The organism is Parasporobacterium paucivorans DSM 15970 (assembly GCF_900141895.1).
GTDB lineage: Bacteria > Bacillota > Clostridia > Lachnospirales > Lachnospiraceae > Parasporobacterium > Parasporobacterium paucivorans.
This window is the reverse complement of record NZ_FQYT01000035.1, coordinates 1-11034: the sequence shown is the minus strand read 5'-3', so window position 1 is coordinate 11034 and position 11034 is coordinate 1. Positions and strand designations below refer to the sequence as shown.

Sequence of the window (11034 nt, the reverse complement as noted above, 5' to 3'; positions counted from 1 at the left end):
TCGAAGGAACCTTCTCCTGAAAGATAAGATTGAACTACTGTGTTTTTGAATTCTAAACTATAGTTTTTGTTTCGACCAGTTCTATTAAAGGCCGTTTCTCCAAATGCCTTATAATTGTTTATCCATGCTGACAAAGACTTATGGTTAACATCATATTTCTTGGCTATAGATTCTTGACTTCCTTTTCCGGTAAGATACTCGATTACTGCTTGTAGCTTGTCCTGTGGCGATACATTTCTAGGTATAAAAAACACTCCCTCCTAAATAAACAAGTTTTTATTATTTCACTTGTCTACCTAGAAGGGAGCATATCATGCTTGCATTCATGGGGCTTTTGTTATACAATGTGAACCCTCAAACCCTCGAGCTTTGGCTTTTTTATTGCTGGGGGCGGTTGCCGAATTTTGGGGCATAAATGGATGTAGTCCAGGAATCAGAAATGTATTAAGAGCATATCAATCGTTATGTTTTCTTAAGGCAACGATTTTTTAATAGATACGCAAAATAAGTCCTTCCAGGACATCAAATAAAGACCTCCTGAGAAGTCTTTACATTGGATCATCATAAATGATATCAAAATCATTTACTTACCCTAACCAATTTTATGATAAAGAATATTATTGAACCAAACATTAAAATTAAAAATACAGGAAGAAATTGCATCGGCAATGGGATTGATTTTGATGAATTTATTGTTAAGTACACAAAAACGGCTGCCAGAATTAATTTCAATGTGCTCAACATATTTTTCAAAACTCGATATACACGTTCCTTGTTTTCCTCAGTCACCGTAACACCTGTATTCCAAATCTGTGGAAAGCTTCCTATTGCCGTCATTCCTAAGTACATCAGCCAGCTAATAATGGGAAGTACAAGCAATTCTCCCTTCCTCCCTATTCTGTCAATCTCACCCGCTGCATTATAATGACCTGATATTTCATCAGGAATAGTACTCCAATTTAGAAATAAATATATCCATACGCCTATTAGCAAAACCAAACATACAATTTCTGCAAAAACATCATACTTATTCTTTTTCAATTTCATTTCAATAGCCTCTCCGATTTAATACGCAATAGAATACAATTGCGGCTTAATTCATTTATAAGAAATTCAGTCTGAATTGTCAACAGAAATATGGGAGCAGGTATTGGTAGAAATATATTTAAGTAAAGAGCTATCACAGAATGTAGTTCAAAAATTTAAAGTTCCGGAAGTCCTAGGGCTTAATGTAAATGAAGCGCGGGAAGACCTTGAAGTCCTGGGTTTGAAAGTAACAGGAAAATTAGAAAAACCAGGTCCAACCTTCGCCAGTTTCGGAAAAGATGATTCTTATGAACCGAATGTAGAAGTTCGGATAGATTATTATGTGATTTCAGAATCGGGGAGCAGTTCAAAATCAAATTCCCAACTTACGGCGTATTATACCCAAAAACTTTTTATCCATAAGGATTTCCGGGGAAAAACTGATGAATAGTACAGCTTGTATTTGCTGCTGTTAAAGAATGGTATTTCATTTGTATATCCCGTATAATGGAACTATGTCGCAATTGTAGAAAATGGCGTACTTGTAGTATTAGTATGCAAATGTAAAAAAATATAAAGAGGTGCTATTTTGTTCAGAGAAATGAGAAGAAAAAAACAATTATTATCCAAAGAAGAGACAATTCAAATTCTAAAGGTATGCACATCTGGAGTGTTAGGAGTGATTGGCGATGACGATTACCCCTATACAGTTCCAGTAAGTTATACTTTTATAGACGACAAACTATTTATTCATAGTGCAAAACACGGACATAAGATTGACAGTATAAAAAGGAATGACAAGGTAACATTTTGTGTTATAGAAAAAGACGAAGTAATACAAAAAACTTTTACTACACATTTTAAGAGTGTTTCCATCTTTGGCAGAGCAAGGATTCTTACAAATGATTCTGAAAGACGATGCGCTCTTGAAAGTTTAGTTGAAAAATATTCACCTGACTATATTAAGGAAGGGCAACAAGAAATTGAAGGCGCATGGGATAGAGTGTGCTTGGTCGAAGTGAAAATCGAACATATGACAGGTAAAGCAGCTTTAGAAATTGTCAATGACAAAGAATAAACCAGTTCGCGTTTTTCTTATGTGACAAACCAATGTAAAGACTTTTTCGGGGGTTTTTAGCTCGCAAAAATGCGATATTAAGTGGCGGACTATACCCAAGCGTTTACCCATGCACTCGATGAAAAGTTTAAAAAATAAAAAATAATTAATCTGCAAGCGCAGTAACTGGAGGTTCGTTTTGCCATATTTGCTCCGGATTGACGAGGGTTTTTTGCCATTGCACGCATTTGAACTCTATTAATGCTTTCCATAAAATCACGATCTTTATTATTTCTTTCCGGATATCCGCAAATAGTAGTAATAACAAGAATACAGACTCGGGATAGCAACCCAGGTAATCAATCCCCATTTTGCAAATTCTTCAGTATCAACCAATAATCCACCAATAAGAATTATGATTACTATTGGGAATGTTAAATAGCCTAGAATTCGATGAGCAACTTTCCATGTCTCCTCATCTCGAATCGTCCACGGCAGCCTTAATCCCATATATCTGTTGAACGGAAGTTGGGGAGCAATGTTCCCTATACCAATTATAACAACAATGACAATTGCAAATTCAATAATTCCCTGATTGTCTTTAAGAAACGGGAACTCAGATGACCAATTTATAACTCCAAAACAGATTGCTACTAATACCAACGAGAACACATTCATTCTTCTCATAGTCTTAACCTTAGGGTTATCGGCTGATAAATTTGCAATCTTTGGTGTATTAACATGAAATATAATCAAAAGAACATATATAAATATCCCTATTATAATGAGGGTTATATTGGTGTCTGGCGCAAAGAAACCCAAAATCAACGTTATAAAAGACAATGTACCAATAATTAATTCGTAAACCCTGAAATTTTTATTCATACTCGACCTCATTTCTTTTCAAAAAATGTCATAAAGTTACTTTCTAAAGTTAACTATTTGGTTAAACGGTAGCATAGTATTATTATTGTATCAAGTACAATCGAATGTTATGAATCTCATATAGTAGCCTTCATATATAAATAAACCCGTATGAACGTATTTTAGATGTGCGATAAAGCATTCTGCTCGCACTGCAAAGGGGACGCTATGGAAATAAAAAAGGATAACTATTTCGAAAACGCAAGGAACTTTTTTCTCGTCGCTGATCAGGAAGAGCTGGTAAGGAAGCTTGGACTGCAGGCTGACGGGGATTTCATTTATTTGCGCGTTATGGATATTCAGTACCGAATTTCACAAAAATTGGGCGATATACAAAGGTCGAAGGACGGTATAAACTACATGTACGAAAAGAGTCATGACGCTGCATTGTCCATTTTTGATTATCTCACTTGGTCGAAAGATGACAGGAAGCTTTCTGGCGAATTTGTTTCGCTCAAGGGAATGGGCTTTAATTCCCATGCCTACCTTTTTGAAGGACACGGCGGCATTTACGAGCGCGGAGGAGCTATGTTCTCCGGCAAATCCGGGAAACTTAGTAAGGTTTTAGATCGTTTTGACGGCAAGAAAATGGGCAGCGCCGATGTAAGCAGTGTATTTGAGGTTTTCGACGGATTTCCTATCTGTTTTCAATTCTGGGAGGGCGACGACGAGTACACACCGAGGATATTCTTTCTATGGGATGCCAACACAGCGCAGTTTATACACCTTGAAACGACGTTTTATTTACTGAATATGGTGCTTGATAGGATGGCAGAGCTTTTTGAAGAGGAAATTAACTGAAGAATCCCATCGATCGTTTGTCCGGAGAAACAAAAAGTAACAGGGTATTGACGGCGAACCTACTAAGTGATACTATATACAGGTAGTAAGTGATACACAATACTGGCGGCACAAATAGTGAAGGGGTGATTCATTTGGAAAACATAACAGAAATGTTGAAAGGCGTACTGGAAGGCTGCATTCTCGAAATTATCAGCCGCGAGAAAATATACGGGTATGAGATTACGAAGAGGCTGAATACTCTCGGATTTGCGGATGTTGTGGATGGGACGGTCTATACGATATTGATTAGACTTGAAAAGAATAAATTGGTGGAAACTACAAAAAAACCATCTGACATAGGACCGCCACGAAAGTTTTTTGAACTCAATGATGCGGGACGCGAAGAACTGAAGAGGTTTTGGGAGAAATGGGAATTTGTTTCGACAAAAATCACCCAGCTGAAGGAGGAAGGCAAATATGTTTGATTATATTACGAAGCTGGTAATTGGAGACATGAGTGACAAAAAAGCCTATAAGCAAATGATGAAGAAGGTTGACTCATTGCCGGAAGAGTATAGTTTCGCCTTCAAAAAAATACAAAAATATATGTATTGTGTAGGCGTGCCAGTCGATAATATGACAATGTTTGCGGATTTATTGGATTTGTTTGAGGTGAGTGCGGCGGATGGCAGAAAGATTATAGATGTCATCGGAAGTGATGCGGGCATGTTTAGCGATGAATTCATGTCAGCCTATAGTACCGGCATGGAAACAGACAAACGAAAAGGAGATCAGTGATGTTGAAACATATCAGGAAAATGATGGATGACAAAAAAGAATATAGAGAACAAATGGAACGAGCAGAAGCGCTGCCAGAAGAATACAGAGCTGTATTTAATAAAATTCATAGACACATCTGGAGTTTTGCAGGAGGAGATGGCTCTGGTATGCTGGAAACACAGAAGGAATTACTGGAGTTGTTTGAGGAGAGTGCTGCGAATGGCAGGAACGTCCTCGAAGTGACAGGTGAAGACGTTGTCGGTTTTAGCGATGAATTTATACGAAATACGGAAAAATGGACAGATAAATACCGTAAAAATCTAAATCGGGACATTATGAATAAATTCCGAAAAGAACTGTAATCCGATGCATGAGCAAGCTGCATGGGAAAAGCCCGGAATAAGTGCATTCACGGGCTTTTGCGTATGTTTTTTGTTCAAGGGGGAAGCGGATGCCGACAGAGAAGATTTAGAATAATTGAATCAATGACTCCAACTCTTCGGATAAAATCTTTGCACGCTCGAAATCTGTATCTTTCAGGGCCAGAGCTATTTTTGTTTCAACTGCTTTTTTCTTTTGCTCGATTTCCAGATAATCTCTATCAAAATGTTTGGCATAAATCATCTGTCTGAATTTCCGCATGCTCATTTTTCTGATTGTCTTATCTTCTATGATCAAAACAAAATCCATACAGTTCACAATAGAATAGAAATCATGTGAAATCATGAGGACGGCGCCTTTGTAATTTTCTATGGCTTTTTCCAGCGCTATCTGCGAGTAGGTGTCCAGATGGCTTGTCGGCTCATCCAGGAGCAGCAGGTTTGTTTTGCCGGCGGAAATTTTAGCCAGCTGAAGCATATTTTTTTCTCCACCCGATAAAGAGCCTATCTTCTGGTCAAGGATTTCGCCCTCGAAACCATATTTGAGAACATAAGCCCGGATGTCCTGATACGTTTTAAACCCAGCGTCCAGAAACTCTTCCATAATCGTATTGGATTCATTTAATATTTCGCCCTGAAGCTGGGAGAGAAAAGCCACATCAGCGCCTTCGGTTATCTCGATCGAATCATGATTGTTTTTGAAGATTTCCCGGAGTAAAGTCGTTTTTCCGGTGCCGTTTGAACCAATCAGGGCGGCCTTATCAGTGGATTTAAGCTCAAAGTTGACATTTTCTAAAAGGATATCCTCAAAGGATGCGCTGTAGCCTCTGACCTTTAAGGCAATGGTTTCCTCTGCTCCAGTATCGGCATCCAAAAAGATTTCCGGCTGTTTGATATCCACGAAAGGGGCTTTGATTCTGCGTGCCTCCAGTCTTTCCAGGAGTTTAACCCGGGCGTTCAGTGATTTTCCTCGGGCAGCTTCCGTATGAACAGATGCTACGGCTCTCAGGTTATCGATTACAATCTCGTTTCTTGCAATTTCTTCCGTATCTGCAACGGCCAGTTCCTGCAATTCGATTTTACTTTGCAGCAATTGGAAATTGTAATCAATGTATCTACCGTCAAACTCCTGAAGCTCTGTGTTTTCAAGATGCACGATTTTATCAAAACAATGATTCAGCAGATACCTGTTGTGCGTGACGACCAGGAGTATTCCTTTGTGGGAATTAATCAGATTCCTGAGAGCGGCAAGGTTTTCAAAGTCTAAAAACACATCGGGCTCATCCATAATCAATAAGTCCGGAGCCGTGAGCATTTCCTTGATTACCTGTATAAGCTTGAATTCGCCGCCGCTGAGTTTGGATACCATCAGATTTTCATGCCTGCCCAGGTTTGCCAGGTTTAACTGTTTCATAATGTTGCTTTCAAAATCATCCCCGCCAATGGCATTAAAGGCATCCAGGGCCTGCTGGTACTTTTCCAGCAAAGGATCGATATCGGAAGAGGTTTCCATTTCCGTGCAAATTGAAGCAATTTCATTTTGCAGCTTAATATAATCCGCCCCAATATACTCAAAGACGGTAATCTCATCCGTTTTGTCCAGCTGCGAAAATTGACTCACATACCCTATTCTGCAGGGAGATGCTATATCCAGCGTTCCATCGAACATGTATCTTTCTGGATCCATTATCATGTCTATCAACGTGCTTTTTCCACTGCCGCTTGTCCCGATGAAGGCGCAATGCTGCCCTTCTTCTAATGTAAATGAAATTTTATCAAATAGATCCTTCTGCGGAAAGGAGAAGGATAGGTTATCAACTTTTATCATAATAGTACCTCTCTCTGTCACTAAAAAAGAGCTTAAAAAATAAGCTCTTCAGTAGATGAACGTCTCAATCGCGGTTTACGACTGATTTTATGTAGTAAAAGACTTCTTTTAGTATTCCTTGGTAGCATAACACTTTTTGCACCGAATATCAATCAGTTCATATTCTATTTCAGTTTTGTTCCGCAGTTTCCGCAGAAGTTGGTGCCTGGTTTGTTCAGGTGTCCACAGTTTTCGCAGACGATAGATTCGGAAGCCGATTCCGGAATGTCTTCTGCTGCACGGGCCGCCTTGGCTGCATCGGTTTTGTTCTTTATATTATCGAGTTCTTTTTTTAGTTCGTCGATTTTCTTGCTGGCGGCATCCAGATCCTCACAATAGGACTGCACGTTGCCGTCCATGCGTTCTCCCGCTTTGTATCGGTCGTAATAATATTTTCCGATTTTCTGGAAATTGACATTCATTTTTAATTTCTCGTCGTTGATCTTTGCATTCAGTTTTCCGAGTTCGATGGTTTCATTAGCCTTATCGCCTACACTTTTGGCCATTTCACCGAGTTTTTCAAACAGATCCATATAATTGCCTCCTTCATATTACTTGCATTTAGAAAATATTTTCATGCTGCAGGAATCTTACTGTATTCATGATAACATAACTCCAAAGAGTATACATCAAAAAAATAGAATATATGCTGACTAATACCAGCCCCCGGATAAGGTGATGATCTGTCCGGTCAGGTATTCCGGTGATTCTACGACTTTGAGAACCATGTCGGCTACCTCGGATGCAGAACCGGATCTGCCGGCAGGGATTTCATCTTCAATCTCTCTGCGCTCTTCTGTGCTTAAGTGCCGGTTCATGTCCGTATCAATGATCCCGCAGGCTATCGCGTTGACCTGTATGTTACTGGGAGCCAGTTCCTTAGCCAGAGAACGGGTAAAGCTGTTGAGCCCACCCTTTGAGGCTGAGTAAGCAACTTCATAGGAGGCACCGGAAGCACCCCATACGGAAGAAATGTTGACGATTTTCCCCTTTTTGTTCCGAATCATATCTGGCAGGACATATTTAGATAGAAGAAAGGCGCTTGTAAGATTTGTACTCAGAACACGGTTCCATTCTTCCATGGTCATATCCTGAAGGAGGCCGAAATGGGAGATGCCGGCATTATTGACGAGTACATTTATATTGATGCCCGCATATTTAAGCTCCTCAAAGAGGGCGGTTACATTTTCCTCACTTCCCATATCTCCCAAATAAGTATGGCATTCCATGCCCATTTTCTGTATTTCACATCGGGTATCCTCCAGCATGTCCCGGCTGTTCAGACTCGTTATGACCAGATTGTAACCGGCGGATGCGAAGGCAAGAGCGGTGGATTTACCAATCCCTCTGGATGCGCCGGAAACCAAAGCCGTTTTTTTCATATTCAACCTCCTCGTATATATAAGCTTGTTCATAGTATACCATAAATTTGCCATATTCAATTGACAACCCTAGTAGTATTTGCTATAATCAATTAGAAATGTAACAAATTCGTAACAATAGTAATATTTAATTAATTCTTTATATATATTAAATGATTGTGGAGGGAAGATGAACAGAAAACTTATCAGGACAACTTTGGCGGGAATCGTCGGTGCAATAGCTATAAGCGGAGCAGTAGTTGTAACCGGAGCGAATGTTCCGAATACTGAGGTTCCTACCGCAGGAGCGGCCGTGGAACTGAACCATTATTTGACAAACAGCGAAAAGGTCCAGGCAGATCTGCTTGGAATACTAAATACACCTGTACAGCCAGCAGCTGTCCAGGAAACACAGGCGCAGGCGGAACCAGCGCAGCCAGCTTCCGTTTATGACAATGTCGCGATTTCACAGGTTAACGACTATGTAAATGTAAGAAGCGGAGCGGGCACAGAATATGAAGTCGTAGGAAAAATATACAACAATTGTGCAGCTACTATCCTTTCCGAAGAGAACGGCTGGTATCAGATTCAATCCGGAAATGTTACCGGATATATTAATTCACAATACTTTTTAGTTGGTGATGCAGCGGAAGCAAAAGCCATAGAGATAGGTTTTGTAAATGCCACAGTCAATACGATGACGCTCAATGTAAGAGAAAGCCAGAGTACAGACTCCCCGATTGTTGCACAGCTTCCTGAAGGCGAAGTTTATGATGTAATCCAGTATGGTGACGGATGGGTATATCTGAATGTCGACAGCAGCACGACCGGCTGGGTATCCATGGATTATGTTACCATCGATGTGGATTTTGATACAGCAGTTACGTTAGAAGAAGAGCAGGCAATGCTGGCAGAACAGGAAAGACTTGCAGCCGAGGCGGCTGCGGCAGAAGCAGCGGCCAAAAAGGCAACAACTGCTTCCAAAAGCCGTACAACCACAACCACAACCGCAGCTGCAACCAATTCAGCAGGAACGGTTGACACCTCGGATAAGGCAGCTCTCAGGGCGGCAGTAGTAGCATATGCAATGCAGTTTCAAGGAAACCCTTATGTTTGGGGTGGAAGCAGCCTGACAAATGGAACAGACTGTTCAGGATTTACGATGTCCGTGTATGCACATTTTGGTTATTCACTGCCACACTATTCAGGAGCCCAGGCAGGCGTTGGTATTGCCGTATCTTTTGATTCTCTGCTTCCAGGAGACATTATCTGTTACTCAGGTCATGTAGCTCTTTATATCGGTAATGGACAGATTATCCATGCAAGTACTCCGTCCACCGGTATTATCGTCAGCAGCAACCTGTATTACAGAACGCCGATTGCTGCAAGAAGACTTATTTACTAATAATAATGAAAAGCTGAGAGCTGATTTCCGCTAAGCGGAGGTCGGCTCTATTTTTATGAACGGGCTTTTCCCCAGAAGTACAAATAAGTTCGTGGAAAACTGACGGCCGTTCAAAAATGTGAAGATAATGTTAATAAATAATAAAAAATGTTGAATTAAACGTAACAGTTGTGCAACATTTACAAAAGAGCTAATTTTTAGCACGAATTATTAACCAGGATTCACAATTGGAAATGGAATTGCACAAAAAGTTATCCACAATGAAAAGTACGTTTTTTTGATGGTTTTGAGTTATACACCGAGTTATACACATTGTCCACAGGTGAAAAATGAAAAATCTGTTGATTTCTGCAAATAAAAATAGAACATTTGTTTTGTAACAAAATCATAAATCGTAAAAATACGCTGTCTTTTTGCCGGAAAAACCTTGACATCCAATTGAGTTCTATTTGTCTTGAAAACCATACATTATATGGTATAATAAATATAGCTGATAGATTCATAGTCGGCAATTAACCGCAACTCGTTGCGGGAGAAAAGGAGTTGGACACCATGCGGTATGTTATTAAAGGTAGAAACATCGAATTGACAGAAGGATTGAAAGCAGCTGTTTATGAAAAAATTGGAAAATTGGAAAAATACTTTAATCAGAACACGGAGGTCAACGTAACTTTAAGTGTCGAGAAAGGCAGGCAGAAGATAGAAGTTACCATACCGGTCCGGGGGACTATCATACGCTCAGAGCAGGTAAGCAGTGATATGTACGTATCGATTGATCTTGTTGAAGAAATAATAGAACGGCAGTTAAAAAAATATAAAAGTAAGATTACAGATAAGAACCAGGCACGCGAGAATTTCACGAAGGAATACATGGATCAGGAGTTTGAAGAGGACGAGGCAGTTAAAATCATCCGAACCAAGAAATTTGCTGTTAAACCCATGGATCCGGAAGAAGCATGTATCCAGATGGAGCTTCTTGGACATGGATTCTACGTATTTTCAAACGCAGAAACTGGCGAAGTAAATGTTGTTTATAAGAGAAAAGGCAACACATACGGTTTGATTGAACCAGAAATCTGACAACAAAAAAGGCCCTCCGTCAAGGGCAATGTCATTAAGTTAAGAATGACGCATGAGTAGAGTATGTAGAAATACATACCCTGCTCTTTTTTTATGTAATAAAAACCAAAAAACTCTTGACAAATAATGAGAAAAATGTGGCGAAGCCCTTTGATTATATATTTCAAGGAGGAAAACCACATGCGAGACCATATTTCATTTGTAAAACAAACACTTTCTGAATCAATTAAAGAAATGAGTACAGTTCCTTGGCTTTTTGTAAAGAATCCAGAAAGTGATTTCTCAAGGAAAAGGAAATTGGATTTTGATACATTTTTTCATTTTTTTATTTCTATGGAGGGACGCTCACTAGGAACGGAACTATTAGATCA

General features: G+C 39.7%; 14 protein-coding genes and 1 pseudogene. 9 read left to right on the top strand and 6 right to left on the bottom strand.

Annotated elements, in window-relative coordinates:
* Window positions 1–254, bottom strand: a 254-nt coding sequence (locus BUA79_RS11825; RefSeq protein ID WP_143147922.1) for a transposase, incomplete at its 3' end; no start/stop codon positions are given.
* A gap of 325 nt (window positions 255–579) precedes the next feature.
* Window positions 580–1047 (bottom strand): DUF1648 domain-containing protein, encoded by a 468-nt coding sequence (locus BUA79_RS11820; protein ID WP_073994624.1) that lies wholly within the window; start codon window positions 1045–1047, stop codon window positions 580–582.
* 76 nt (window positions 1048–1123) lie between these two features.
* On the opposite strand from BUA79_RS11820, the gene BUA79_RS11815 reads away from it, so the two are divergent.
* A complete protein-coding gene (locus tag BUA79_RS11815) occupies window positions 1124–1477 on the top strand; it encodes a PASTA domain-containing protein (protein WP_207647351.1) in 354 nt (117 codons plus the stop codon).
* Window positions 1478–1615: 138 nt separating this feature from the next.
* A complete protein-coding gene (locus BUA79_RS11810) occupies window positions 1616–2104 on the top strand; it encodes a pyridoxamine 5'-phosphate oxidase family protein (RefSeq protein ID WP_073994622.1) in 489 nt (162 codons plus the stop codon).
* A 267-nt stretch (window positions 2105–2371) separates the two neighbouring features.
* On the opposite strand, the gene BUA79_RS11805 is transcribed toward BUA79_RS11810, so the two are convergent.
* On the bottom strand, window positions 2372–2968 hold the full coding sequence (locus BUA79_RS11805; protein WP_073994621.1) for an SdpI family protein: 597 nt from the start codon (window positions 2966–2968) through the stop codon (window positions 2372–2374).
* A gap of 207 nt (window positions 2969–3175) precedes the next feature.
* Here BUA79_RS11805 and BUA79_RS11800 point away from each other — a divergent pair, with 207 nt between their 5' ends.
* The 4 genes from BUA79_RS11800 (at window position 3176) to BUA79_RS11785 (ending at window position 4932) form a co-directional block, all read left to right on the top strand.
* Window positions 3176–3808 carry a DUF3786 domain-containing protein gene (locus tag BUA79_RS11800; RefSeq protein WP_073994620.1) on the top strand — a complete coding sequence of 211 codons (633 nt, stop codon included), beginning with the start codon at window positions 3176–3178 and terminating at the stop codon, window positions 3806–3808.
* Window positions 3809–3942: 134 nt separating this feature from the next.
* Entirely contained in the window at window positions 3943–4275 is a 333-nt protein-coding gene (locus BUA79_RS11795; RefSeq protein WP_073994619.1) for a PadR family transcriptional regulator, read from the top strand.
* Entirely contained in the window at window positions 4268–4588 is a 321-nt protein-coding gene (locus BUA79_RS11790; RefSeq protein WP_073994618.1) for a DUF1048 domain-containing protein, read from the top strand. Before BUA79_RS11795 ends, BUA79_RS11790 begins: the two co-directional genes overlap by 8 nt.
* A 23-nt stretch (window positions 4589–4611) precedes the next feature.
* Window positions 4612–4932, top strand: a complete 321-nt coding sequence (locus BUA79_RS11785) for a DUF1048 domain-containing protein (RefSeq protein ID WP_242941700.1) — start codon at window positions 4612–4614, stop codon at window positions 4930–4932.
* Window positions 4933–5038: 106 nt separating this feature from the next.
* Here BUA79_RS11785 and BUA79_RS11780 read toward each other — a convergent pair whose 3' ends face one another.
* The 3 genes from BUA79_RS11780 to ymfI all read right to left on the bottom strand — a co-directional run bounded on the left by BUA79_RS11780 (window position 5039) and on the right by ymfI (window position 8199).
* Window positions 5039–6778 carry an ABC-F family ATP-binding cassette domain-containing protein gene (locus BUA79_RS11780; RefSeq protein ID WP_073994616.1) on the bottom strand — a complete coding sequence of 580 codons (1740 nt, stop codon included), beginning with the start codon at window positions 6776–6778 and terminating at the stop codon, window positions 5039–5041.
* 164 nt (window positions 6779–6942) lie between these two features.
* Window positions 6943–7350, bottom strand: coding sequence for a zinc ribbon domain-containing protein (locus BUA79_RS11775; protein ID WP_073994615.1), 408 nt, complete (start codon window positions 7348–7350; stop codon window positions 6943–6945).
* A 120-nt stretch (window positions 7351–7470) separates the two neighbouring features.
* Entirely contained in the window at window positions 7471–8199 is a 729-nt protein-coding gene (gene ymfI / locus BUA79_RS11770) for an elongation factor P 5-aminopentanone reductase (RefSeq protein WP_073994614.1), read from the bottom strand.
* Window positions 8200–8368: 169 nt separating this feature from the next.
* Here ymfI and BUA79_RS11765 point away from each other — a divergent pair, with 169 nt between their 5' ends.
* The 3 genes and pseudogenes from BUA79_RS11765 to BUA79_RS12690 form a co-directional block, all read left to right on the top strand.
* The gene (locus BUA79_RS11765; RefSeq protein WP_073994613.1) at window positions 8369–9583 is read left to right on the top strand and encodes a C40 family peptidase; all 1215 of its coding nucleotides are present in this window, start codon (window positions 8369–8371) and stop codon (window positions 9581–9583) included.
* Window positions 9584–10135: 552 nt separating this feature from the next.
* Entirely contained in the window at window positions 10136–10663 is a 528-nt protein-coding gene (gene hpf, locus BUA79_RS11760; protein ID WP_073994612.1) for a ribosome hibernation-promoting factor, HPF/YfiA family, read from the top strand.
* 180 nt (window positions 10664–10843) lie between these two features.
* Window positions 10844–11034 (top strand): annotated as a pseudogene (locus BUA79_RS12690) (IS4 family transposase); the annotation flags it as partial.